The 24,617-nt window shown below is 71.4% G+C and carries 23 protein-coding genes; 5 read left to right on the top strand and 18 right to left on the bottom strand.

All coding sequences use genetic code 11. From position 1 onward, the window contains the following. Positions 1 to 109: 109 nt before the first annotated feature. The 3 genes from ACFPCV_RS07465 to ACFPCV_RS07455 all read right to left on the bottom strand — a co-directional run bounded on the left by ACFPCV_RS07465 (position 110) and on the right by ACFPCV_RS07455 (position 2,907). Positions 110 to 916, bottom strand: coding sequence for a MerR family transcriptional regulator (locus ACFPCV_RS07465; RefSeq protein WP_378055302.1), 807 nt, complete (start codon positions 914 to 916; stop codon positions 110 to 112). 76 nt (positions 917 to 992) lie between these two features. Continuing rightward, positions 993 to 1,652 carry a response regulator gene (locus tag ACFPCV_RS07460; protein WP_184816056.1) on the bottom strand — a complete coding sequence of 220 codons (660 nt, stop codon included), beginning with the start codon at positions 1,650 to 1,652 and terminating at the stop codon, positions 993 to 995. A gap of 13 nt (positions 1,653 to 1,665) precedes the next feature. Further along, positions 1,666 to 2,907, bottom strand: coding sequence for an ATP-binding protein (locus tag ACFPCV_RS07455; protein WP_378055723.1), 1,242 nt, complete (start codon positions 2,905 to 2,907; stop codon positions 1,666 to 1,668). A 197-nt stretch (positions 2,908 to 3,104) separates the two neighbouring features. Here ACFPCV_RS07455 and ACFPCV_RS07450 point away from each other — a divergent pair, with 197 nt between their 5' ends. Beyond that, positions 3,105 to 4,511, top strand: a complete 1,407-nt coding sequence (locus ACFPCV_RS07450) for a PspC domain-containing protein (protein WP_378055301.1) — start codon at positions 3,105 to 3,107, stop codon at positions 4,509 to 4,511. Next, positions 4,504 to 4,707 (top strand): hypothetical protein, encoded by a 204-nt coding sequence (locus ACFPCV_RS07445; protein WP_378055300.1) that lies wholly within the window; start codon positions 4,504 to 4,506, stop codon positions 4,705 to 4,707. The genes ACFPCV_RS07450 and ACFPCV_RS07445 overlap by 8 nt, the downstream gene beginning before the upstream one ends. Before the next feature lie 44 nt (positions 4,708 to 4,751). On the opposite strand, the gene guaA is transcribed toward ACFPCV_RS07445, so the two are convergent. Next, the gene (guaA, locus tag ACFPCV_RS07440) at positions 4,752 to 6,305 is read right to left on the bottom strand and encodes a glutamine-hydrolyzing GMP synthase (RefSeq protein WP_378055299.1); all 1,554 of its coding nucleotides are present in this window, start codon (positions 6,303 to 6,305) and stop codon (positions 4,752 to 4,754) included. Between the two features lie 51 nt (positions 6,306 to 6,356). Between guaA and ACFPCV_RS07435 the strand changes: the two genes are divergently transcribed. Next, the gene (locus tag ACFPCV_RS07435; RefSeq protein WP_378055298.1) at positions 6,357 to 7,811 is read left to right on the top strand and encodes an aldehyde dehydrogenase family protein; all 1,455 of its coding nucleotides are present in this window, start codon (positions 6,357 to 6,359) and stop codon (positions 7,809 to 7,811) included. Here ACFPCV_RS07435 and ACFPCV_RS07430 read toward each other — a convergent pair. The 7 genes from ACFPCV_RS07430 to guaB all read right to left on the bottom strand — a co-directional run bounded on the left by ACFPCV_RS07430 (position 7,808) and on the right by guaB (position 18,368). Beyond that, positions 7,808 to 9,268: an FAD-binding oxidoreductase gene (locus ACFPCV_RS07430; protein WP_378055297.1), complete on the bottom strand. Its 1,461-nt coding sequence runs from the start codon at positions 9,266 to 9,268 to the stop codon at positions 7,808 to 7,810. The two genes, ACFPCV_RS07435 and ACFPCV_RS07430, sit on opposite strands and share 4 nt — an antisense overlap. A 137-nt stretch (positions 9,269 to 9,405) precedes the next feature. After that, positions 9,406 to 10,875: an FAD-dependent monooxygenase gene (locus ACFPCV_RS07425; RefSeq protein WP_378055296.1), complete on the bottom strand. Its 1,470-nt coding sequence runs from the start codon at positions 10,873 to 10,875 to the stop codon at positions 9,406 to 9,408. Next, positions 10,875 to 11,828, bottom strand: a complete 954-nt coding sequence (locus ACFPCV_RS07420) for an MBL fold metallo-hydrolase (RefSeq protein ID WP_378055295.1) — start codon at positions 11,826 to 11,828, stop codon at positions 10,875 to 10,877. The genes ACFPCV_RS07425 and ACFPCV_RS07420 overlap by 1 nt, the downstream gene beginning before the upstream one ends. Before the next feature lie 490 nt (positions 11,829 to 12,318). Beyond that, positions 12,319 to 14,013, bottom strand: coding sequence for an FAD-dependent oxidoreductase (locus tag ACFPCV_RS07415; protein WP_378055294.1), 1,695 nt, complete (start codon positions 14,011 to 14,013; stop codon positions 12,319 to 12,321). Between the two features lie 9 nt (positions 14,014 to 14,022). Continuing rightward, the gene (locus ACFPCV_RS07410) at positions 14,023 to 15,561 is read right to left on the bottom strand and encodes a GNAT family N-acetyltransferase (RefSeq protein WP_378055293.1); all 1,539 of its coding nucleotides are present in this window, start codon (positions 15,559 to 15,561) and stop codon (positions 14,023 to 14,025) included. A gap of 61 nt (positions 15,562 to 15,622) precedes the next feature. Beyond that, positions 15,623 to 16,756 carry a GuaB3 family IMP dehydrogenase-related protein gene (locus tag ACFPCV_RS07405; RefSeq protein ID WP_378055292.1) on the bottom strand — a complete coding sequence of 378 codons (1,134 nt, stop codon included), beginning with the start codon at positions 16,754 to 16,756 and terminating at the stop codon, positions 15,623 to 15,625. A 109-nt stretch (positions 16,757 to 16,865) separates the two neighbouring features. Beyond that, the gene (guaB, locus tag ACFPCV_RS07400; protein WP_378055291.1) at positions 16,866 to 18,368 is read right to left on the bottom strand and encodes an IMP dehydrogenase; all 1,503 of its coding nucleotides are present in this window, start codon (positions 18,366 to 18,368) and stop codon (positions 16,866 to 16,868) included. Between the two features lie 76 nt (positions 18,369 to 18,444). Between guaB and ACFPCV_RS07395 the strand changes: the two genes are divergently transcribed. After that, positions 18,445 to 18,852 (top strand): DUF5319 domain-containing protein, encoded by a 408-nt coding sequence (locus ACFPCV_RS07395; protein WP_378055290.1) that lies wholly within the window; start codon positions 18,445 to 18,447, stop codon positions 18,850 to 18,852. 6 nt (positions 18,853 to 18,858) lie between these two features. On the opposite strand, the gene ACFPCV_RS07390 is transcribed toward ACFPCV_RS07395, so the two are convergent. From ACFPCV_RS07390 to ACFPCV_RS07360, 7 genes are all read right to left on the bottom strand, one after another. Beyond that, on the bottom strand, positions 18,859 to 19,038 hold the full coding sequence (locus ACFPCV_RS07390; protein WP_378055289.1) for a hypothetical protein: 180 nt from the start codon (positions 19,036 to 19,038) through the stop codon (positions 18,859 to 18,861). A gap of 22 nt (positions 19,039 to 19,060) precedes the next feature. Further along, the gene (locus ACFPCV_RS07385) at positions 19,061 to 20,020 is read right to left on the bottom strand and encodes a hypothetical protein (RefSeq protein ID WP_378055288.1); all 960 of its coding nucleotides are present in this window, start codon (positions 20,018 to 20,020) and stop codon (positions 19,061 to 19,063) included. Beyond that, the gene (locus ACFPCV_RS07380) at positions 20,021 to 20,593 is read right to left on the bottom strand and encodes a sigma-70 family RNA polymerase sigma factor (protein WP_378055287.1); all 573 of its coding nucleotides are present in this window, start codon (positions 20,591 to 20,593) and stop codon (positions 20,021 to 20,023) included. Between the two features lie 140 nt (positions 20,594 to 20,733). After that, a complete protein-coding gene (locus ACFPCV_RS07375) occupies positions 20,734 to 21,204 on the bottom strand; it encodes a hypothetical protein (protein WP_378055286.1) in 471 nt (156 codons plus the stop codon). A gap of 190 nt (positions 21,205 to 21,394) precedes the next feature. After that, positions 21,395 to 21,991: a response regulator transcription factor gene (locus ACFPCV_RS07370; protein ID WP_133907713.1), complete on the bottom strand. Its 597-nt coding sequence runs from the start codon at positions 21,989 to 21,991 to the stop codon at positions 21,395 to 21,397. A 121-nt stretch (positions 21,992 to 22,112) separates the two neighbouring features. After that, complete coding sequence (locus ACFPCV_RS07365; RefSeq protein ID WP_378055285.1) at positions 22,113 to 22,901, bottom strand: hypothetical protein; 789 nt, start codon at positions 22,899 to 22,901, stop codon at positions 22,113 to 22,115. Between the two features lie 159 nt (positions 22,902 to 23,060). After that, positions 23,061 to 24,029 (bottom strand): MerR family transcriptional regulator, encoded by a 969-nt coding sequence (locus ACFPCV_RS07360; protein ID WP_378055284.1) that lies wholly within the window; start codon positions 24,027 to 24,029, stop codon positions 23,061 to 23,063. A gap of 222 nt (positions 24,030 to 24,251) precedes the next feature. Between ACFPCV_RS07360 and ACFPCV_RS07355 the strand changes: the two genes are divergently transcribed. Then, positions 24,252 to 24,551, top strand: coding sequence for a WhiB family transcriptional regulator (locus ACFPCV_RS07355; RefSeq protein ID WP_184816038.1), 300 nt, complete (start codon positions 24,252 to 24,254; stop codon positions 24,549 to 24,551). Positions 24,552 to 24,617 lie beyond the last annotated feature (66 nt).

The following is a 24,617-nucleotide window of genomic DNA, read 5'->3' as shown; positions in this document are numbered from 1 at the left end:
ACCAGCATCGTCCAGACCGCCCGCGCGCGCCCAGCGCCCTGAAAGGCGCGTTCAGGGCACTGGGCGCCCTGAACGCGCCTTTCAGGGCATCTGTTGTGCCGGGGCTGTCCTACTTCAGTGGTTCCTGCAGTTCGGTGACCCACGTCGAGCAGTCGCCCATGGCTTCCAGGTACACCTCGCGGTTGTAACCCGCCGACGTGTGGCCGTTCTCCTCGATCCACGTCGCCAGGGTCTGGATCGTCGACAGGACGTTGTCCATGTCGCCGTGGTGCACGATCGTGGCCGCGCGTTCGATGCCCGGCAGGTCGACGACCGTCGCGCCCTCGACCGCCGCCACGTTGACCGGGCACGCGGCGTGCACCAGCACCCCGCCGTCCGGTGCGTCCTCGTAGTACGCGATCCCCGGCCCGACCGGCTCGACCCCGGCGGCCTTCAGCAGACCGAACAGCTCGTCGTACAGCGGTCCGATGACCGGGCCGACGGAGCCCGGCTCGAAGCTCGCGGCGACACCGCTGACCGCCGCGACCCGCACCGGCGGAACCTTCTTGACCTGCACGTCCTGGACTGGCATGGCGCCCTCCGTCTCGATGGAACGGAGCCTCGCCTCGACGGCCGCGAGCCTGGCCCGGTCCGCGGCCAACCGGCTCGCCAGCTCGGCGTGCCGCAGCCGCAGCATGCCGCGCAGCTCGTCGATACCGACCTTCTCGTCGATGATCGACGCGACCTGGTCCAGTGTGAAACCCAGGTCCTTCAACGCGACGATGCGGTTCAGGCGCGACAGCTGCGCGGCCTCGTACCCGCGGTACCCCGAGTGCGGGTCCACGCGTGCGGGCGGCAGCAGGCCGAGCGCGTCGTAGTGCCGCAGCATGCGGACCGACACGCGGCCGTGTCTGGCGAAGTCTCCGATACTGAACATGACGAACCCAGGTCTATGGCCTCACACCGTGTCAGGGTCAAACCGTCGATGACGACGTTCGCTCCGCAAGCTCCACTCAGACGAGCCGCCGGTCCGAGGCCCAGCGGGACAGTTCGTAGCGGTTCGACAGCTGTGTCTTGCGCAGGACGCTCGACACGTGCGTCTCCACCGTCTTCACCGAGATGAACAGCTCGGCCGCGATCTCCTTGTACGCGTACCCGCGCGCCAGCAGCCGCAGCACGTCGCGTTCGCGTGGCGTCAGCAGGTCCAGCTCGGGGTCGGAGATCGGTGCCGCGCCGGGGCGGTCGGCGAACGCGTCCAGCACGAAACCGGCCAGGCGCGGGCTGAACACGGCGTCGCCCTCGGACACCCGCACGACCGCGCGGACCAGCTCGTGGCTCGAAATGGTCTTGGTGACATACCCGCGCGCGCCGGCCCGGATGACCGCGATGACGTCCTCCGCCGCGTCGGACACCGACAGCGCCAGGAACACCACCTCGGGGTTGTCCGGCCGGGACCGGCGCAGCACCTCGGCGCCGCCGCCGTCGGGCATGTGCACGTCGAGCAGCACGACGTCCGGCTTCTTGTGCGCGATCCCGGCGACCGCCTCACCGACCGTGCCGGCCTCACCGACGACCTCGACCTCGTCGGTGATGGAGTCCAGCTCGGCACGCACCCCGGCCCGGAACAGACCGTGGTCGTCCACCAGGAACACCCGTACGGGCTTCTCCGCCATCGCTGACACCCCTCTACGAAACGACACTGACCCGCGGCATGCGCAGCTGCACCTCGGTGCCCTCACCGGGCGCGGTCCGCAGGCGCAGCTCACCGCCGTTGCGCTCCATCCTGCCCCGGATGGAGTCGGCCAGGCCATGCCGGTCGGCGGGAACCGTGCCGGGGTCGAAACCCTTGCCCCGGTCGCGCACGAAGATCTCGACGGTGTCCGGCTCTACCTCGGCGTACACGCTCACCTCGCCGACCCCGGCGTGTTTGGCGGCGTTGACCGTCGCCTCACGGGCCGCGTACACCAGGCCGGTCAGCCGCTCGTCGAGCTGGCAGTCACCCACCACGACGTGCTGGACCTTCACCGCGAACTTGTCCTCCACCTCGCCGCAGGCCCGTTCGACCGCCTCGGACAGCGACGTCGCCTCCGCGGTGCCGCCCGCGCCACCGGCCTGCGCGCCCTCGACGGGACGGCCCCGGCCGTAGCCGCTCGGGCCGTACAACCAGCTGCGCAGCTGCCGTTCCTGCCCGCGTGCCAGGCGCAGCACCTCGCGGGGCGCCTCGGACTGCTTCTGGATCAACGCGAGCGTCTGCAACACGGAGTCGTGCAGGTGGGCGGCGATCTCGGCGCGTTCCTCGGTGCGGATGCGCTGCGTGCGTTCCTCGCCGAGGTCGCGGACCAGCCGCAGCCAGAACGGGACGGTCAGCACCGCGACGCCGACCAGCGCGGCCAGCACCGCGAGCAGCGCGAACTGCATCTGGTCGAGGTTCACGCTGCGGGCCAGGAACACGGCGATACCGGTGATGACCAGCACCGCACCGGTCAGCACGCGCACCAGCGCTGAGCGGCCGCCGGACCCGACGACCGCGCCGACCACCCCGGACTTGGTCCAGCGGCGGCGCTGCTGCTCGTCGGCCTCCCGCCAGACCAGCGCGGCACCGACCAGCGTGACCGCGATGCCGCTCGCGACCCAGCCGTTGAGCATCCCGGACAGCGCGCCGACACCGACCGCGAGGCCGATGCCCATCGCGAGCAGGCCGCGGGCCTGCTGCTTCTCCTTGACGGTGACCTCGACGGGCTTGGGCTCGGTGCGTGCCTGCGGGACGAACACCCACAGCAGGCCGTAGGCGAGCACGCCCGCGCCGCCGAACGACGCGAGCAGCGCGAACGCCATGCGGGTCCACAGCACGCCGATGCCGAGGTGGTCGGCGAGCCCGCCCGCGACCCCGGCGACGGCACGGCCGGTCCGCCGGCGACGCATCCTCATCTCGTCGTCGGCCTGGTCGCGCGCAACGCGTTCGAGGTCCGCGTCCACCACCACCGGTTCTCGTGTCTCGGCCTGCACAGTCACTGTGCCATCGTCACACGGGACCCCGCGCGCTCCATCAGGGAAAAACCCCGACCGTGCGGTTCAGGGTGATTCCCGGATGTGCGGGACCGGGGTGCCGACGCATGCTTCATGTCGTGAGTGCGACACAGGGACACAGCGGCAGCGCGATGCGCGCCGAGGACGCGGTCAAGGACTTCTGGGCCACCCGGCCACGGCGACCGCGACGTGGCCGCAAGATCGCCGGGGTGGCGGCGGGCGTCGCCAACCGGTACCGGATCGACCCGGTGCTGGTGCGGGTCGGGTTCGTCGTGGCTGCCCTCTACGGCGGCGCGGGGATCCTCTTCTACCTGCTCGGCTGGTTGTTCCTGCCCGAGGAGGACGACGAGGCGTCGCCGGTGGAGTCGCTGCTCGGCAAGGGCCGCAGCTCCACGTCGTCCGGGTTCACCATCCTGCTGTGCATCGTGCTGGTGCCGGTGTTCGGCTGGTTCTTCGGCGGCTCGCCCATCGGGACGTTCCCGACGTGGCTGAGCCTCGTGGTGATCGGCGGGCTGCTGTACCTGTTGCACCAGAGCCGCGGCCACCTCGGGCCGGTGCGGTCCTCTGGCTCCTCGGTCGAGCCCGCGGCACCGATGACGACACCGATGACGTCGGCCCCCACGTCGTCGACCATGTCGATGCCCACGTCGATGCCCACGTCGATGCCCACGTCGATCCCCACGTCGATGCAGACGCCCCCGCAGCCGCCGCCCGCCACCCCGCGGGCGGAGGAGCCGAGCACACCCTCGCCCGGTGCGCCGGTCGACGCGCCCCCGCCGGTGGACGACCGCACCACGCCGCCCGCGTGGGACCCGCTCGGTGCGGCGCCGTTCGCGTGGGACCTGCCAGAGCCCGCCGCGCCGGAACCGGAGGAGCCACCGGAGCCACCGGCGAAGAAACGCAGGTCGCGGATCGGCACCATGACAGTCGGGCTGGCACTCGTGGCCGCCGCCGGCATGTCGTTCGCGATGGGCGGGTGGATCACGCCGCAGCACATCGTGGGGGTGGTCCTGGCGATCCTCGGCCTCGGCATGGTGGCCGGCGCGTTCGTGCGCGGTGGCCGCGGCCTGATCGCGCTGGCGGTGCCCCTGTCGGTGGCCGGGCTGGCGCTGACGGTCGTGAGCCCCGGCGAGTACCGCGGCATGGGTGACCTGACCGCGCAGCCGACCACGCTGGCACAGCTGGAGCGCGAGTACGAACGGTCGGTCGGCAACGTGACGGTCGACCTGACCTCGCTGCCGGCCACCGCGGCGGCATCCGGCGAGGTGGAGCTGGAGGCACGCACCGGTGTCGGCAACGTCGAGGTGATCGTGCCCGCGGACGCGGACGTGGTCGTGACCTGCGAGACCGAACGCGGCAACGTGGAATGCCTCGGCCAGGAGCAGTCGGGCCTGGATTCGAAGGTCGAGGACCTCGAAAGCCTCGGCGACGACGGCCCGGGCGGGCTGCTGATCGAACTGCGGGCCGAGGCGAACACGGGAAACGTGGAGGTGCGTCGTGGCTGAGCGCGACCAGAACGACACCCGCCGGGGCTTCCCGGACCTGCTGACCGGTCTCGCGGGCATCGGCACCCTGCTGGTGTCGGCGTTCGTCCTGACCGACGGTGCCTTCGAGATCCCCAACCCGACGTGGTTGCTGGCGGGCGGCGCGCTGCTGGTGGGCATCCTCCTGCTGGCGTCGTCACTACGCGGCAAACGCTGAGACAGGCGAAAGGCGCCCCTCGCGAGGGGCGCCTTTCCCGTGTCTCACTCCCATTCGATGGTGCCCGGGGGTTTGGACGTCACGTCCAGCACCACCCGGTTGACCTCCGCGACCTCGTTCGTGATGCGGGTGGAGATGCGTTCCAGCACGTCGTACGGGAGGCGGGTCCAGTCGGCGGTCATGGCGTCCTCCGAGGACACCGGGCGCAGCACCACCGGGTGGCCGTAGGTCCGGAAGTCGCCCTGCACACCCACGCTGTGCACGTCCGCCAGCAGCACCACCGGGCACTGCCAGATGTCGCGGTCGAGACCGGCGGCGGTCAGTTCCTCGCGGGCGATCGAGTCGGCCGCGCGCAGGATCGACAGGCGCTCCGCCGTGACCGCGCCGATGATGCGGATGCCGAGGCCGGGGCCGGGGAAGGGCTGGCGGTGCACGATGGTCTCCGGCAGGCCCAGTTCGAGGCCGACGCGGCGGACCTCGTCCTTGAACAGCTCGCGCAGCGGCTCCACCAGCTCGAACCGCAGATCGTCGGGCAGGCCGCCGACGTTGTGGTGGCTCTTGATGTTCGCGGCGCCGGTGCCGCCGCCGGACTCGACGACGTCCGGGTACAGCGTGCCCTGCACCAGGAAGCGGTAGTCGCCTTCGGCTTTCAGGTCGCGTTCGGCCTGTTCGAACACGCGGATGAACTCGCGGCCGATGATCTTGCGCTTCTGCTCGGGGTCGGTGACGCCCTCGAGCGCGGTCATGAACCGTTCGCGGGCGTCGATGGTCACCAGGTTCACCCCGGTCGCCGACACGTAGTCGCGTTCCACCTGGCCGCGTTCCCCGGCCCGCAGCAGACCGTGGTCCACGAACACGCACGTCAGCCGGTCCCCGATGGCGCGTTGCACCAGCGCCGCCGCGACCGCCGAGTCGACACCGCCGGACAGCCCGCAGATGGCCCGGCCGTCACCGATCTGCTCGCGGATGCGGGTGACCTGTTCGTCCACGATGGACGCGATCGTCCACCGGGGCCGGATCCCGGCGACCTCGTGCAGGAACCGGCGCAGCACCTCCTGGCCGTGCGGTGAGTGCGCCACCTCCGGGTGATACTGCACGCCCGCGAACCGGCGCCGCGTGTCCTCGAACGCCGCGACCGGCGCGCCCGGCGACGACGCGGTCACCGAGAAACCGGGCGGGGCCTTGGTCACCGAGTCACCGTGCGACATCCACACCGGGTGCCTGGCGGGCAGGTCGGTGTGCAGCACGCCGCCCTCCGAGGCCAGGTCGGTCCGGCCGAACTCCCGTGCCCCGGTGTGCTCGACGGTGCCGCCGAGGGCCTGCGCCATCGCCTGGAAGCCGTAGCAGATGCCGAACACCGGCACCCCGGCGTCGAACAGCTTCGGGTCGACGTCGGGCGCGCCCTCGGCGTACACACTCGACGGACCACCGGACAGCACGATCGCCCGCGGCTCCTTCTCGAGCATCTCCGCCACCGACACGGTGTGCGGCACCACCTCGGAGTACACCTGTGCCTCACGCACGCGGCGGGCGATGAGCTGCGCGTACTGCGCGCCGTAGTCGACGACGAGGACTGGCCGGTGGAAGTTGTCGGTCACGGCGACAGCATCGCATGCGCCCCACCGCCACGATGGAACTACGGTGGGGGTATGAACGCGACCGAGCAGCACCTGCCTACCCCGCGTCCTGCCTGGATCGCGGGCCGCGCCGAGCAGAGTGACAAGACCCTCGCCGTCCACCACCCGTACGACGGAAACGAGATAGCGACCGTCTGCGTACCGAGCGCCGATCAGGTCGAACGCGCGGTCGCGGCGGCGGTCGGCGCGGAGCAGACCTTCCGGACCACGCCCGCGCACGTGCGTGCGGCCGCGCTGGACCACGTGTCCCGCGGGCTCGCCGAGCGCGCCGAGGAGATCGCGGAGACGATCACCGCGGAGAACGGCAAACCACTGCGGTGGGCGGCGCTCGAGGTGAACCGGGCGATCTCGACGTTCCGGTTCGCCGCCGAGGAGGCCCGCCGGTTCTCCGGTGAGCTGCAGCGGCTCGACACCGACCCGAACGCCGAGGGGCGGCTCGCGGTGGTGCGCAGGGTGCCGCGCGGCCCGGTGCTGGGCATCGCGCCGTTCAACTTCCCGCTGAACCTGGTCGCGCACAAGATCGCGCCCGCGCTGGCGGTCGGCGCGCCGATCATCGTCAAGCCCGCGCCACGCACGCCGCTGTCGGCGCTGCTGCTCGGTGAGCTGCTGGCCGAGACCGACCTGCCCGAGGGCGCGTGGTCGGTGCTGACGGTCGGCAACGAGGAGACGATGGCGCTGGTCAAGGACCCGAGGCTGCCGGTGGTGTCGTTCACCGGTTCCGGCCCGGTCGGCTGGTCGCTGATGGACGCGGCGCCACGCAAGCAGGTCGTGCTGGAGCTGGGTGGCAACGGCGCGGCGGTCGTGTGCGCGGACTGGGCCGACCTGGACTTCGCGGCCAAGCGGATCGCCACGTTCTCCAACTACCAGGCGGGTCAGTCGTGCATCGCGGTGCAGCGGGTGATCGTGGAGCGCCCGGCGGCGGAGGCGTTCCTGCCCAAGCTGCTCGACGCGGTCACCGCGCTGCGCACCGGTGACCCGCACGACCCGGACGTCGAGGTGGGCCCGCTGGTCGACGAGGCCGCGGCCGAGCGGGTGGAGAAGTGGGTCAACGAGGCCGTTTCCGCCGGTGCGAAGCTCCTCGCGGGCGGCAAGAGGAACGGCGCGACGGTCGAGCCGACCGTGCTGTCCGGGGTGCCCTTCGAGGCGAACGTCTGGGCGGAGGAAGTCTTCGGGCCGGTGCTGTCGGTGTCGGTGGTGGACAGCGTGGACGAGGCGTTCGCGCAGGTCAACGACTCGAAGTACGGGCTGCAGGCCGGGCTGTTCACCAAGGACGTGCAGGTGGCGTTCCGTGCGCGCGCCGAACTGGAGGTGGGCGGCGTGATCGTCGGCGACGTGCCGTCGTTCCGCGCCGACCAGATGCCCTACGGCGGGGTGAAGGGCTCCGGTTTCGGCCGCGAGGGCGTCCGGTCCGCGATGGCCGACCTGACCGAGGAGCGTGTCATGGTGCTCACCGGGCTGGAACTCTAGACCGACTGGGCGAAGGCGAAGACCTTGTCGGGGTCGTAGGTGGCGGCGACCTTCCGCAGGCGCGGGAGGTTGCCGCCGTAGTACGCGGTGGCCCAGTCGGGCATGCCGGGGTCGATGTAGTTGACGTACCCGTGCGGTCCGGCGAGCTGCCCGAGCCCGTCCCGTACCTCGGCGACGTCCTGGGCGTCGCCGGTCGAGTAGATCTGCGCGGTGGCGAGCGCGTCGCGGTGCGGGAACGCGGTGTCGCCCTGCGCGATCCGGGACACGGCGCCGCCGAGGCCGTCGAGCAGCACGTCGAGCCGGTCGCGGCCGTTCAGGAGGTCCACCAGCGCGGCCGGGTCGACGGCCGTGTCGAGGATCCGGGACGACGCGGTGAACGACACGCGGCCGACCTGCCCACCCTCCGACTCGGGTTTGCACCGGGCGATGTCGCCCTGGGTGCAGCCTGCGAAGTACCGCATGGCGTCGAGGTAGCCCATGCCGGTGATGAGCAGCGACGACGCGCGCGGCATGGTCCGGAGCAGGTCCTTGGCGCGGGCTTCGTCGCCGACGAGCGCGCCGCTGACCCGGCACGTGGGCGGCGAACCCGCGGACACGATGCAGTTGGACCACATCTCGTCGGGTTGCCCGGCGATCCACTCCTGCCAGGCGCCGACGACGTCGGTGGTCGCGGCGGCCGGGTAGTCGAGCGAGAAGACGGTGATGCCGGGCGCGGGGTCGGTGGCGAACGTGAACGACGTGACGATGCCGAAGTTGCCGCCACCGCCGCCCTTGAGCGCCCAGAGGAGGTCGCCGCCGTCGACGGTCTGTTGCTCGCCGTCGGCGGTGACGACCTGCGCCGCGACGAGCTTGTCGCAGGTCAGGCCGTACTTGCGGGTGGTGACGCCGATGCCGCCGCCGAGGGTGAGCCCGCTGACGCCGACGGTCGGGCAGGACCCGGCAGGCAGCGCACGACCCGCGCCCGCGAGCGCGGAGTAGACCTCCATGAGCCGGGCCCCCGCACCGACCACGGCCTGGTCGCCGCCTGCCTGGACGGCCGCCATGGGCCGCAGGTCGAGCACGAGGCCCTTGTCCGGGGTGCTGTACCCGGCGTAGCTGTGGCCGCCGGACCGCGCGGCGATCGGCATCCTGGCCGCGCGGGCGACGGCCACGCAGCGCTGGACGTCGGCGACGCTGGTGCAGTGCGCGACCGCGGCGGGCCTGCGGTTGTCGAAGAGCGGGTTGTACGACCGGCTGGCGACCGGGTAGCCGCTGTCACCTGGCAGGTCCAGCCCGCCGGGCAACTGGGCGCGGAGCGCCTTCCAGTCGGGCGGGACGGGTGCCTGCGTGGTGGACGGTGGTGGTGGCGTGGTGGTGGTCGTTGTCGGGCCGGGCCGCGCGTCGTCCGGTTCGGGCGAGCACGCCGTCACCGCCGCTCCCAGCGCCATGACCCCGAGCAAACGCCGTCGACCGATCACTCCGGCACCTCCCGATGATCAGACGTGTGCGGTCCGGGCAGGTTGTCCACCGCCACCCGATCGTGAAACCCCGGCGCGGCCGGTCCTCGCGGGTGGCGTGGCTTTCGGGGGCGGCCTTCCGGGCCAGGTCCGCGGGGCTACCACCCGGTTGCCCTGCGCAGGGCCCTGGTGACCAGCGGCGCGATGCCGCCGGGTGGTTCGGTCAGCACCGCCGCCACGTGACCGTCCGGGCGCACGACCACCGCCTGCCTCGGCCGCAGGCCCAGCGCGTCGGCCAGCACCGAGTCGTCCTCCTGGTCGAGGGGGAGCACGTCGCCGACGACCGACCGCTCCCACTCGTCGGCGGGCTGCCAGTCACACCAGCAGGTCAGCACCACGAACGAACCCAGCTCCCGCAGCCGCCCGCCCCACATCAGCCGCGCGTCCGGGCACAGGCCGCCGCCGGAGGTGGTCAGCGGGGAGTCCGTGTACGTGAACGGTCTCGCCAGCCTGCCCGCGTCGATCTCCGCGCGTGCCGCCTCGTCGTCGACAGCGCGGGACAGCACGTCAAGGCGCCGCGCGCGGTCCTCGGGGGTCCTCGGCACCAGGAAACGCATCGTCTCGCCCGTGACCCGCAGGTTCTCCGCCGCCGCCGCGCCGCGTTCGACGTCGTAGGACTCGAGCAGCGCCGGGCCGCCGAGCCCCTGGCGGTCCAGCGCGACCTTCCACGCGAGGTTGTCGGCGTCCTCGATGCCGGAGTTGAGGCCACGCGCGCCGAACGGGCTCATCAGGTGCGCCGCGTCACCGGCGAGCAGCACCCGGCCGACCCGCATCCTCGGCACCCGCCGCTGGTGGAACCGGTACAACGACAGCCACACGACCTCGTAGTCCGCGTCGCCGACGATCGCGCGGACACGGGTGTCGAGGTCGTCCTTCTCGAGGTCGAAGTCGGCGGGGACCTGCCAGTCGATCCGCCACACGCCGCCGGGCTGCGGGTGCAGCAGCACCTGTCTGCCCGGGTTCCACGGCGGGTCGAAGTAGAACCGCCGCTCGGGCTGCGCGAACCCGAGGTCGGCGCGGATGTCGGTGATCAGGAACCGGTCGGTGAACGACATCCCGTCGAACGGCAGGCCGAGCAGGTCGCGGACCGTGGACCGGGCCCCGTCGGCCGCGACGCAGTGCGTGCCCCGGTACCAGGTGTCCGCTGTGGACAGTGAGACGCCGTCGTCGTCCTGGCTCAGGCCGGTGACCGCCTGGCCGTAGTGCAGGTCGACGAGCGGCTCCTCCGCGATCCGCTGCTCCAGCAACAACTCCACGACCGTCTGCGGCGTGTTCACGAACGGCGGGAACGCGGCCACCCCAACCTCGGGGAAGGTGATCTCGCCGACGACGTGCTCGCGGTAGTAGGTGCGGCCGCGCGTCCACGTGATCCCGACGTCGGCGACCTGCGTGCCGACCCCGGCCCGCGCGAGCACGTCGAGCACGTCGCCCTGGACGCAGATCGAGCGGCTGCCGACCATTTCCCGGCGCGGCGCCGCCTCCAGCACGGTGACGGGCACACCTCGGCGCGCCAGCAGCAGGGCCGCCGTCATCCCGACGGGACCGGCGCCGACGACCAGTACCCGCATCACTGGCCCCGGAGCGCGGCCCACACCTGCTGGTCGCGTTCCGCGGTCCAGACACGCGGCCAGTCGATGCCGTCCAGTTCGTCCCAGTACCGCTGCACGTTGAACGGCAGGCAGTGCTCGAAGATCGGCCAGCCACCGAACTCGGGCGCGAGCGCGTCGTGCGCCGCGTCGAAGGCGTCCTTCAGTGAGCCACGCGCGGAATGGGCGGCACCGACCGTGCGACGCAGCTCGTCGAGGAAGTGCCTGCTCTGCGCGATGGCCGCGAACACCGCGTCCGCCCCGGCCGCGACCGCACCCCGGCCCCCGACGAGCACCTCGGGCCCGAACCCCTGCACGGTGTCCAATGTGGACGATGCCCATTCGCTGTGGAACGCGTCGCCGGTGTACAACGCGGCCCGCGCCTCGACGAGGTCCCCCGCGAACATGATCCGCTCGTGCGGCAGCCACGCGACGATGTCGCCCGCGGTGTGGCCGCGCCCGCAGTGCGCGAGGACCAGCTCCCGGTCCCCACCGAGCGGGATGACCATGCGGTCGGTGAAGGTGAGCGTCGGCCAGGTGAGACCGGGGATGGAGTCCGGTTCCTCGAACAGCCGCGGCATCCGCGCCAGCTCCGACGCCCAGTCCGCCCGCCCCCGCTCGGCGATGAGGCGCCGGGTCTGGGTGTGCGTGACGATCTCGGCGGCCCCGAACGCACTGGCACCAAGCACGCGAACAGCGTGGTAGTGGCTCAACACCAGGTAGCGCACGGGTTTGTCGGTCCGCTCCCGCAACCGCCCAAGCCACCGCCGCGCCGCCACGGGCGTGGCCCGCGCCTCGAAGCACACGACGAAGTCGGGCCCTTCGATGGCACCGACGTTCGGGTCACCGTCAGCGGTCAGCGCGTAGACCCCGGGCGCCAACTCGGAGAACGTCTCCTCCTTGGCGGCAAGATCCCCACTGGAAGCGAACGCCACAACCGCACCCCCAACTCGACGTGAACTGGCGATCCGAGCGTAGCGTCCACGAACCGGCCCTCGCCCCGCCGACACATGCGACACCCACCCCGCCAACGCCCCAAAAAGACGCGCCCGGGCCGTTGAACGTCCCAAAAGCGCCGTTCAGGACACGACGTCCAGGCCCGCCCAGCGGCCCGCCCTGCGGGGCCGCCCGGTGCCGCGAAAGGCCACGGCACAACAAGTGCCGTCAATGGGCCATTCAGGACGCCCAGCGCCCTGAACGCGCCTTTCAGGGCATTACCACGCCGTCAACAGCACAGGGCGCTCCGCGCCCGACCCCGCGAAGCGGGGCCCTGCCCACGCAACCCCCACCCGAACCCGGGGGCGTCCCGCCATGCCAGTCTACCGGCACCCACCGACAAAACAAGCCCAGCGAGCCCAATTGTGGACAACTACCCCGGCTGTGGACAACTCGAGTCCCTGTTTCGGAATCGGCCGGCGGCCGTCCTCAACGGATCCACAGAGCGGCCGGAGCGTGTTCCGGGACCGCCGGGGAACGCGGCGGAACCGGGGTCAGTCGCTCGTAACCGGACACCTGGCGCGGGTCGGGCTCGCCCTTGTTGGGCCAGAAGGAAAACGCGCGTTCCGCCTGAGCGGTGATCGTCAGCGACGGGTTGACGCCGAGGTTCGCCGAGATGGCCGAGCCGTCCACGATGGACAGCCCCGGGTAGCCGTGCACGCGGTGGTACGCGTCGATGACCCCATCCTCCGCCGATGCCCCGATCGGGCAGCCGCCGATGAAGTGGGCGGTCAGCGGGATGTTGAAGATCTCCCCCCACGTGCCGCCCGCTTCCCCGTCGATGTGCTTGGCCGCCAGCTGGTTCGCCTCGTGGCCTGCCGGGATGAACGTCGGGTTCGGCTTGCCGTGGCCCTGGCGGGACGCGTACTTCCGCCGGCCGAACAGGCCGCGCCTGGTGTACGTGGTGATCGAGTTGTCGAGGCTCTGCATCACCAGCAGGATCACGGTCCGTTCGCTCCACCGGTGGGTCTGCAGCAGCCGCGCCGTGCGCACGGGGTGCCGGACCATGAACCGCACCGCCTGCAACCACCTCGGCGTCGCGGCGGCGCCGTCGGTCGCGATGGTCTGCAGCAGGCCCATCGCGTTGCTGCCCTTGCCGTACCGGACGGGCTCGATGTGCGTGTTCTCGTCGGGATGGATGGACGACGTGATCGCCACCCCCCTGCTGAAGTCGCGGCGGGGGTCGACCGACGTGCGGGCCGCGCCGACGATGGCCTCCGAGTTGGTGCGGGTCAGCTCACCAAGCCGGGGCGACAGGCGCGGCAGCACCCCCCGGTCCCTCATCTCGTGCAGCAGCCGCTGCGTGCCCCACGTGCCCGCCGCCAGCACCACCTGCCCGGCGGTGATCGTCGTGCGGGCGCGGCGGCCGGTTCGGCGCAGGTCGACCGCGTAGCCGGAGGACATGGGCCGGACCGCGGTCACCGTGGTCAGCGGGATGACCTTCGCGCCACGCTGTTCCGCCAGGTACAGGTAGTTCTTGACCAGCGTGTTCTTCGCGCCGACGCGGCAGCCGGTCATGCAGGAACCGCATTCGGTGCAGCCTGTGCGGCGGGGGCCCGAGCCGCCGAAGTACGGGTCCGGGACCTCGAAGCCGGGCGTGCCGAAGAACACGCCGACCGGCGTCGGGTGGAACGAGTCCGCGACCCCCATGTCGGCCGCGACCTTCTGCATCACCTCGTCGGCGGGGGTGACGGTCGGGTTCTCGACCACGCCGAACATCTTCGACGCCTGGTCGTAGTGCGGCGCGAGCTCCGCCTCCCAGTCGGTGATGTGGGACCACTGCTTGTCGGCGTAGAACTGCTTCAGCGGCCGGTACAGCGTGTTCGCGTACACCAGCGACCCGCCGCCCACCCCCGACCCGGCGAGCACCATCACGTCGTTGAGCAGGTGGATGCGCTGGATGCCGAAGCAGCCGAGCGCCGGCGCCCACAGGTATCGCCGCAGGTTCCACGACGTCTGGGCGAACTCGTCGTCGGCGAACCGGCGGCCGGCCTCGACGACCGCGACCCGGTAGCCCTTCTCCGTGAGCCGCAGTGCGGCGACGCTGCCGCCGAAGCCGGAACCCACGACCACGACGTCGTAGTCGTGGGTGTTACCGGAAGTCCTACTCGCGAGTTCACCCATGGGACGAGATTAGGCCCCGAGGTCGCTCCGGACCAGTCCGTAGTGCACGAGGTCCCGCCGGACACCGCCACGCAGCTGCGCGCCCCTCAGCACGCCCTCCCGCCGGAAACCCGCCTTCTCCAGCGCCCGCTGCTCGGCGACGTTCTCGACGTCGGTGCTGGCCTCGACGCGGTCCAGCTCGGTCGTCGCCATCAGATGCTCGACCAGCATGCGCTGCGCGATCGTGCCGATGCCGCGGCCACGTGCCTCGGGCAGCAGGCCGATGCCGATGTTCCACGCCGAGCACGACACGGTGCCGCCGTAGTCGACCGCGTGCCAGCTCACACCGCCGAGCAGGTCGCCGGTCGTCGCGTCGAGCACGCTGAACAGCGACGTCCGCGCCGGGCCTGCCACCCTCGGCCGGTCGTCCGGGTCGACGGCGAAGTCGCCACCCGCCGCGACGTAGAACGCCTCGCGGTCACCGGGGCCCGGCTCGGCCAGCACGACACCGTCGCGTTCGAGCACCACGTGCCGCTGTGCGGACACCGTGTCCTCGACCACGTCCGTGCGCAGCATGCTGTAGGACAGCATGTCGCGGCGGCGGCCACCACGCTGCTGAGCGCCGCGGATCAGGCCCTCGGGCCGGAAACCGGCCTTGGCGAGCACCCGCTGCGCGGCCACGTTCTCCCGGTCGGTGCCTGCCTCGATGCGGTCGATGTCGGTGGTCGCGAACAGGAACTCGACGATCAGGCGGGTGGCGGCGGTGCCCGCGCCGCGGCCCCGCACGCCCGGCGCCAGTGCCAGGCCGATGTTCCACGCCTCGCACGCGGCGGTCGGGCCGTAGCCGACGGCGTGCCAGCTGACCGTGCCCAGCGGCTCCCCGGTCTTCCGGTCGAGCACGACGAGCCGCTCGACGTTCGGGTGGTGGCGCAACGGCCGGTCGTCCGGGTCGAGGTCGTAGTCGCTCTCGTACCGCGCGGACAGGACCTCGTCGTCGCTGGGCAGCGGCGTGCCGAGCGCGATGCCGTCGACGGCGGCGACGATCTCGCGGGCGGAGTCCGCGCCCGGCAGGTCCGACCGCAGGATCGCGAAAGCGACCATGTCGCGCCGCCTGCCGCCCCGCAGCTGAGCGCCGCGCAGCACACCCTCGCGCCGCATGCCCGCCTTGCGGAGCGCCTTCTGCGACGGCACGTTCTCGACGTCGGCGCTGGCCTCGATCCGGTCCACCTCGGTGGTCGCGAACAGGTGCTCGATGAGCAGCCGCAACGCGGTGACGCCCGCGCCCTTGCCGCGTGCGGCGGGCAGGAGACCGATGCCGATGTTCCACGCGGTGCAGGCCGCGGTGCGGCCGTAGCCGATGGCGTGCCAGTTGACCGACCCGAGCACGGCTCCGGTCCCGACACCGACGATCGCGAGCCGGTGCACCTCGAACGTGAAGTGCAGCGCCGGGCGGTCGTCCGGGTCGACGTCGTAGGCGCCGTCACCCTGCTCGTCGAGCACGCGGCGGTCGTCGTCGGTCAGTGCCGCGAGCCCGACGCCGTCCCGTGCGGCAACCAGCTGTTTTTCCATCAGATTCGACTCTCGCTCCGCAAGCTCCGCTCAGCCCCGATTCTCGCTCCGCAAGCTCCGCTCAGCCCCGAACCGACAGGCCGACCTTCTGGAACTCCTTCAGGTCCGAGTAACCGGTCTTCGCCATCGCGCGCCGCAGTGCGCCGAACAGGTTGATCACGCCGTCCGGGTCGGACGACGGGCCGAACAGCAGCGTGCGGAGGTCGGTGATCTCCTCCTCGAGGGCGGCCGGGATGACCCGGCTGCGCGGCAGCGACGGGTGCGCGGCCGCCGCCGTCCAGTACAACCCCTTGCCGGGGGCCTCCTGCGCGGTGGCGAGCGGGCTGCCCAGCATGACCGCGTCGGCGCCGCACGCGATGGACTTCGCGATGTCGCCGCTGCCGTCGACCTCACCGTCGGCGATGACGTGCACGTACCGGCCGCCGGTCTCGTCGAGGTAGTCGCGGCGCGCGGCGGCCGCGTCGACGATCGCCGTCGCCATCGGCACACCGATGCCCAGCACGCTGTCGGTCGTCGTGGCGACACCGGTGCCGTAGCCGACGATCACGCCCGCCGCGCCGGTGCGCATGAGGTGCATGGCGGTGCGGTAGTCGTGCACGCCACCGGCGATCACCGGCACGTCCAGCTCCGCGATGAACGACTTCAGGTTCAGCGGCTCACCGTCGCGCGACACGTGCTCCGCGGACACGATCGTGCCCTGCACGACCAGGATCTCCACACCCGCCGCCAGCAGGGACGGCGTCAGCTCAGCGGCCCGCTGCGGGCTCACCCGCGCCGCGGCCGTCACGCCGGCCTCGGCGACCCGCCTGACCGCCTCGGCGATCAGCTCCGGCTTGATCGGCGCCGCGTGCAGCTCCTGCAGCAGCCGGGTCAGCGCGGTGTGGTCCAGGTCCTCGACGGTGGCGACGATCCGCTCGAGCACCTGCTCGACGTTCGTGTGGCGTGCCCACAGGCCCTCGGCGTTGAGCACGCCGAGGCCGCCGAGCCTGCCGACCTCCACCGCGACCGACGGCGACACGACCGCGTCGGTCGGGTGCGTCAGCAACGGGATGTCGAAGCGGTACGCGTCGATCTTCCACTCGGTCGACACGTCCTGCGACGACCGGGTCCGGCGGGACGGGACGATCTCCACCTCGTGCAGCGCGTAGCCGCGGCGGGCGGTTCGCCCCATGCCGATCTCCACAAGATCCGGCACGTGGATGTTCCTTTCTGAGCGGAGCTTGCGGAGCGAACCGCAGACTCTGAGCGGAGCTTGCGGAGCGAACCGCAGACTCTGAGCGGAGCTTGCGGAACGAACCCGCGGCTCAGCGAGTGGTGTAGTTCGGGGCCTCGACGGTCATGGTCACGTCGTGCGGGTGGCTCTCCTTGAGTCCCGCGGCGGTGATCCGGACCAGCTGGGCGTTCTGCAGGTCGGCGATGGTGCGTGACCCGGTGTAGCCCATGCCGGACCGCAGCCCGCCGACGAGCTGGTGCACGACCTGCGACAGCGGGCCGCGGAAGGGGATCCGCCCTTCGATGCCCTCCGGCACGAGCTTGTCCTCGCTCAGCACGTCGTCCTGGAAGTAGCGGTCCTTCGAGTACGACTTGGCCGCGCCCCTGGACTGCATGGCGGCGAGGCTGCCCATGCCCCGGTAGGTCTTGAACTGTTTGCCGTTGACCAGGATCACGTCGCCGGGCGCCTCTGCGGTGCCCGCGAGCAGGCTGCCGAGCATGACCGCGGACGCGCCGGAGGCGATGGCCTTGGCGATGTCACCGGAGTACTGGATGCCGCCGTCGCCGATCACCGGGATGCCCGCGGGGCGGCACGCGAGGTCGGCGTTGTAGATCGCGGTGATCTGCGGCACGCCGACCCCGGCGACCACGCGGGTGGTGCAGATGGAGCCGGGTCCGACGCCGACCTTCACACCGTCGGCGCCCGCGTCGACCAGCGCCTGCGCGCCCGCCGTCGTGGCGATGTTGCCGCCGACCACGTCCACGGTGTCGCCCAGCTCGTGCTTGAGCTTGGCGACCATCTCGATCACGCCGCGGGAGTGGCCGTGCGCGGTGTCGACCATCAGCACGTCCACCCCGGCGTCGACCAGTGTCATGGCGCGCTTGTACGAGTCGTCGCCGACGCCGACCGCGGCACCGCACACCAGGCGGCCGTCCGGGTCCTTGGTGGCGTTGGGGAACTGCTCGGTCTTGACGAAGTCCTTGACGGTGATGAGGCCGCGGATCTTGCCCGCGCCGTCCACGATCGGCAGCTTCTCCACCTTGTGGCGGCGCAGCAGCCCGAGCGCGGCGTCGGCGGACACACCGACCTGGGCGGTGATCAGCGGGCCCTTCGTCATGACCTCGCTGACCGGTTTCGTGTGGTCGACCTCGAAGCGCATGTCGCGGTTGGTGATGATGCCGACGAGGGTGCCGTCGGCGTCGGTGACGGGCACGCCGGAGATGCGGAAGCGGGCGCAGAGCGCGTCGACCTCGGCGAGCGTGTCGGTCGGCGAGCACGTGACCGGGTCGGTCACCATGCCGGCCTCGGACCGCTTGACGGTCTCGGCCTGCCGCGCCTGCTCCTCGATGGAGAGGTTGCGCTGCAGGATGCCGATACCGCCCTGGCGGGCCATGGCGATGGCCATGCGCGACTCGGTGACGGTGTCCATCGCGGCGGACACCAGCGGGACACGCAGGGTGACGTTCCTGGTCAGGCGAGTGCTCGTGTCGACCTCGCTGGGGACGACGTCGGACTCGGACGGCTGCAGCAGCACGTCGTCGAAGGTGAGGCCGAGCGTGGCGAACTTGGCCGGGATCCCCTCAGCGGTGGTCATCGTGGCCCTTCTTGGTAACGGGGTTTCCGCAGTTGACCCATGGTATCTGGACCACGGGGTGCCCCCGCCCGGTACCGTGCGGGGCGTGAGGGACGACGCACTGCCACCGGATCCGTTCGCCGGCGACCCTGACGACCCCGTGTGGGCGTTCTCCGAGGAGGAACAGGCCACCTCGGAGCCGGTCTCGGCGCAGGAGCGCGACGAACTGCTGGCCGACCTGCGTGACCTGGCCGTCTACCAGGCGCTGCTCGAACAGCGCTCGGTGCGCGGGGTGGTGGTCGACTGCGCGGAGTGCCAGGAGCCGCACTACCACGACTGGGCGCTGCTGCGGGCCTCGCTGGAGCAGCTGCTGGCCGACGGCCGGATGCGGCCGCACGAGCCCGCGTTCGACCCGAACCCGGCGGCGTACGTGAGCTGGGAGTACTGCCGCGGTTTCACCGACGGCATCACGGCGACGGCGAAACAGGCCGCCAACTCCACGTAGCTCGGCTTACTCCTGGTCGCTGACCGGTGCGTGCACGTGCCAGCCGTCATCGGCCGGGCAGCGCACGGTCGTCAGCTTGCCCGCCGAGTCGTCGGCGAGTGCCTGCGCGGCTTCCTTGGTCAGCAGCGCCCGCCCCTCGCAGCGGGGGCAGCGCGGGGCCTGGCTGTACACGTGACCGGCGGTCATGGGCTCGCAGCGTACCGGTGCGTCAGTTCACGACGGCGGGACCCGCGCCTGCCGGCGCGCCCTCGACGCTCGCCGGTTCGCCGCCGGCCGGCTCGTCACCCGGCTCGCCACCGGTCTCGCCGCCACCGCCCGGCGTGCCGGTACCCGGGTCGCTGCGCGGTGGCTCGCTGGTGGTCGACGTCGGCGGTGTGGAGCTCTCGCTCGTGTCCGGCGGGGTGCTCGGCGAGCTCGTGACCGGCGGCGGTTTGGGCGCCGACGAACCGCTGGAGCCGTTCCCACCGCTGGAGCTGCCGGTGCCCGGGTCGGGCTGTGTCGACGGTTCCGGGCTGGGCGGCGGGCCTGCCTCACCGGACGGGTTGCCGGGCAGCCTGGCCATCAGCGAGGCGTGCTGGGCCTGCAACTCGTCCTTGCCGTCTTCCCTGGTGACGGTCGGCAGCGCCGCGTTGGCTTCCTCGAGCTTGGACTTGGCCATCGCGAGGTTGCCCTCGGTGAGCGCGGCACGTGCCTGCGCGAGGTCCTGCTTGACGGTCTGCGCTGCCTCGACCGAACGGGCGCGCTCCGCGTAGAGGACCTTGGAAAGGGCCCAGAGGGTGTCGCCGGGCTGGGCGTCCCGTGCCGCGAGGCCGACACCGGCGAACATGATCGCCAGCACGGCGGCGGCGGCGGCGACCGGCACGAGCAACCTCGGTCTGCGCTTCCTGCGCATCTTGGCTGCCTGCACGGTCACGGTCGCGAGCTTGGTGTCCACGAGCTCGTCGGCGGGCTCGGCGTCCACGTCCCTGCGCCACGACATGAGAAGTTCTGTGAGCCGCTCGTCGCCGAACTCGCCGAACGGGTCGTCCTCGTCGTTCAGACGGGCGCCACCGAGCAGGTCGAGGTATTCGTCGTCGGCATGCACCAGCGCGAGGTCGATGGCCTCGGTGTCCGTGTTCTCGTCGAAGTCCGGGAACTCGGGCTCGGCATGATCTCTTCGATCATTCACTCAGACCACCTCCTCCGCTGACAGAGTCTTGCGCAACCGTGCCAGAGCCCGGTGTTGAGCCACCCGGACCGCCCCGGGCGTCGAGCCGATCGCCTCCGCCGTCTCCTCGGCGGAAAGCCCGACCACCACCCTGAGCAGCACGATGTCACGCTGTTTGTCGGGCAGTACTTCGAGCAGGTTCCTCATCCGGCGACTCAGATCCTGCTGCATGGCACGCTGCTCTGGCCCGGCGTCGGTCTCGGGCTCATCAGGTACGTCGGCGACGGGCTCGGATCGGTTACGCCCGGCCGCACGATGCGCGTCCGCCACCTTGTGTGCGGCGATGCCGTACACGAAGGCCAGGAAAGGTCGCCCCTGGTCGCGGTAGCTGGGCAAGGCCGTTAGCACCGCGAGACACACCTCCTGTGCGACGTCGTCCGCCGAAGCGAAGGATCGCTCCTGCCTGCCTACTCGCGCGCGGCAGTACCGCACGACAAGGGGCCGGATAGACGCAAGCACCCGGTCAATGGCGCGAGGATCGCCCTCGACGGCAGCGCCCACAGAAGCGTCCAGTCCGTCCCCCAGTGTGGTCATCGCAGCGAGCAGCCTCAACGTTACGTGCAGGTATGGACAGTTCTGAGTCACACTCCGAGGGGACTGTGCCGTCACTCACGGAGGTGTCACCCACCGTACCGCGCACCACAATGCGGTCCCTTCCGGCCGGAAGGGACCGTTCAGAGTTCCCCCGCCTGGTCTAACCGCCACACGCCGCCCTCACTCACAAGGGTGAGCTCCATCCTGCTCCGCTCGACCCTCGGCTCAGGGGCCTTCGAGTTGGTGACGGTCTGGTCGACGAAGACCATGACCACGGCCTTCTCCTGGTCGGCCCGGACGACACCGGCCGAGCGCGCGGTGGCGGTGGCGACCGCCCTCGTCTGCTGCAGCTCGGGCCCCAGCTCCTCGGTCAGCACGCGGAGCTGGTCGGCGAACCGGTCGGTCGCACGTGCCGCGACGTGGCGGAAATTACCCCCGAGGTCGCGGTAGTCGTAGGTGGCGAGGTCCTCGGCGAGGAGGATCGCGTCCTGCCGGGCGGTCTCGGCCGCAAGCGTTTGCGCCTCCAGCGAGTCCACACGTTCCTGCAGGTCGGAGATACGCAGCCAGGCGGTCACGCCGCCGGATACGACGAACAGGGCAACGACGACCACGACGAGCGTCGAAGCCCGGGCCCACCACGGCCGGAACTCGAACTCGTCGTCGGTCGTCAGGACCGCTGACCCCTCATCAGCGGAAGAGGGCCTGGCAGACCCATCCCTGTCGCCAGACCCGTTTCCACGCACTCCGGTCCCACCCGGCCCGGCTGTACCGGACCCACCGACTGAAGTCACACGGCAGAGCCTAGGAGACGAGCCCCCGGCGGAAGCCGTGCGCCACTGCCTGCGCCCGGTCCCGCACGCCGAGCTTGCGGAACAGACGGCGCGCGTGCGTCTTCACTGTGTCCTCGGACAGGTACAGCTCCCGCCCGATCTGACCGTTGCTCTTGCCCATCGCCATGCCGCGCAGCACCTGCAGCTCCCGGTCGGTGAGCTGGACACCGGGGTCGGACGGCTGGCGGGGCGCGGGCACCGAGGTGCTCGCCAACGTGTGCGCGAGTGCGGCGACCAGCTCGGGACGGGAGGCGTCCCACCGCAGGTAACCACGTGCCCCGCCCGCGATGGCGGCCGCGATGCTGCTGGCATCGTCCGGTGCACCGAACACGATGACGTTCGCCGTCGGGTTCGCCGAGACCAGGCGCCGGGTTGCCTCCACACCTGTGGGGACCGCACGCTGGGTGCCGACGAGCACGACGTCGACCGGCGCACGGGAGAAGCGGGCGAGCAGCTCGTCACCGTGCGCTACGCAGTCGATGCGACTAACCCCTGGAACCGCGGACATGACACGGGTCAATCCTTCCCGCACGCCGCGGCGGTCGTCGCAAATCAAGACCGTCGTCACGGGGACTCCTTCCTGCAGCCGAGTGACGTACTTCTCCCTATCGGACGCTTCGGGGCGAACCTTGACACGATCTGGTGGTAAATCTGCTGACCAGTTCGCCCAGATGTCCGAGCGCACCTGTTCACCCGGTTGGGCCAGCGAGCTCGGGCACCCACGGAGAGCGTTCGGCGAGCTCCCGCCCACGTGGATCCGCTCTCAGTAACAGACCGTGCAACACCAGGCCCGCGTTACGGGTGTGCGCGGATGCCTCGGACGGGTCCAACTCAACCAGCAGCAGTGACGCCGGCCAGACCAGCGACGACAGGTGCAGATCCGTAGCGTCGTCCCGCGCGCGGGTGACCAGCTTTCGAGCCATGACCGGTTCAGCCCCGGCCAGCGCGGCGGCCAGCACGATCTCGGACTTGATCCGGTGCCGGGTCGCCTTCGCGGCCTCGGCCTCCGCGAGCGCCCGCTCCGCGTGGGGCCGCGCCGCTCCACCGGCGCTCAAGCAGATCTCGGCCGAGACCCACCCGTGGCGGACCCGCGCCCGCCAGGACGTCAGCGGCACCCGGTCGCGGAGCCGCCGCGCCTCGTCGAGACGACCGGCGCCCACGGCGTCCGCGGCCAGCCCCAGCAGTACGTCGGCTCTGGCGTCGTCGGACCGCGCGGCCACGAGACCGCGCGCGTCGAAGGTCCTGGCGGCGGCGTGCCCACCGAGCTGGCGGCGGTGGGAGGCGAACGTGGCCGCGGCGAGGGCGCCGAGGTCGTCGGTGCGGCGGACCAGGTCGTGCAGGAGCGTCGCGGCCCGCGCGTAGTGCCCCTGCGCGCCGAGCACGACGGCGGCGAGCCACCGCTCACACGGCTGAGCGGGCGCGGCGGTCACGACGAGATCGGGCCGGTCCCCGAACGCCGCCTGTTCGAGCGTGGTCACGAAGCTCCCCAGTGTCGTGGTGGGCAGCCGCCTGCCCCCGAAATCCAGCGTATCGGGCAGGACCGACAATCCCCGCCGGGCAGACCGCTGTCCCGAAAGCGTCGTTCAGGGCATGCGTACGGGCCCGCCGTACCGAGGCCCAGCGCTACGCGCCGGTGCTCAGCCCGCGCCGACGAGGGACTCGATCCGGCGCACGGCGCCGGTCAGGTCCTCAAGGCGGTTCACGCGGGCAGGCAGGTCGGTCGTGAACCACCCTGGGCCGCACGCGAACAGCCGCACCCGCTGCCGGGTCCTCGGCACCTCGGCGAACAGCTCGGCGTGCGCGTACTCGGGCAGCTGGGCCCACACCGCCACCGCGGCCGGGCCCGTTCGCCGCACCGCGGCCGCCAGTGCCGACGCCGGAAGTGCCGCGCCCAGCATCTGTGTGCTGATCCCCTCTCTCGCCAGCGCCGCGCGCAGTACATGGAGAGGGAGGCTGTGCTGTTCATCCGGCGCGCAGCACAGCAGCACCGGCCGCGGGTTTCTCGGCGCGGTCACCGTCGGGGTGGCGCCGATCATCGCGGCCAGGGTGCATTCGCGGACCAGGTGCTCGACCTCCACGCACTCGCCCGTCTGCTCCCACCGGCTGGCCAGCGCGGCCAGCACCGGTCGCAGCACGTCGTCCCACACGGCGACGACGCCCAGCGCGTCCACGCTGTCGGCGATCAGCTGCTGGATCGCCACCGTGTCCATGGCCATCGCCGCGCGGGACAGGCCCAACACGATCGCCGAGCGGGTGCTGAACTCGCGCAGCAGCGACGCGCCGCCCGCTCTGGGGCCCACGTCCTCGGGCGGCTCGGGTGGGGTGGTCACGCGCAGTGCGTAGGACGCGGCCTCCGCCGGGGTGGCGCCACGCAGCAGCGCCTGCTGCATCAGCTCCAGCCGGGCGATGTCGTCGTGGGTGTAGCGGCGGTGCCTGCCGGTCGTGTGGGCCCTCGGCCCGATCCCGTACCGGCGGTCCCAGGTGCGCAGCGTCGCGGGTGCCACCCCGAGCCTGCGGGCGACGGCCGCGACGGGAAGCGTCTCCTCCTCCTCATGTCGTGCCACCGAACCGATGACCGCGTCAAGGACTCGGCCTTGATCGCCCACGGACGCCTCCTTCGTCGCCACCCTCCCATCGTCGGGTGATCAGGAGTGTCCGGCAACTGGATCGACGAACACGCAGCGTGGAGGTGGTGCACCGATCGGCTGAAATGCCTGACTGATAAGTCGATCACCCTTGAACAAGCTTTGGCGCGGTTCTAGCGTTGGTCTCGCTGCACCGAATGGAGTAGCCGGTAGTGCGAACATCCGGCGAGGGAGGCGGTCACCATGGCAGACACTCGGAGGCTCCCGGGTCCCAACGCAGACGTGTGGGACTGGCAGCTCGAGGGTTCTTGCCGCGGCATGGACAGTGCGTTCTTTTTCCACCCGGACGGTGAACGCGGGCCGGCACGGGCCCGGCGCGAAGCCAGAGCGAAGGCGGTCTGCCAGGCCTGCCCCGTGCTGGAGTTGTGCCGGCGCCACGCGCTCGCGGTGCACGAGCCGTACGGGATCTGGGGTGGCCTCTCCGAGGGTGAGCGGGAAGCCATCATCAAACTGGAGAAGCGCACACTGGCTGTGGCGAACTAGCAGGGACTGCGGGAAACGAAGAACGCCGCGTCCGGTCGGGGGAAAGCGACCGGGACGCGGCGTTCT

The sequence above is a fragment of the Actinophytocola glycyrrhizae genome (assembly GCF_042653545.1).
GTDB lineage: Bacteria > Actinomycetota > Actinomycetes > Mycobacteriales > Pseudonocardiaceae > Actinophytocola > Actinophytocola glycyrrhizae.
Note: the sequence above shows the minus strand (reverse complement) of the source record. Positions and strands in the feature narration are given on the sequence as shown.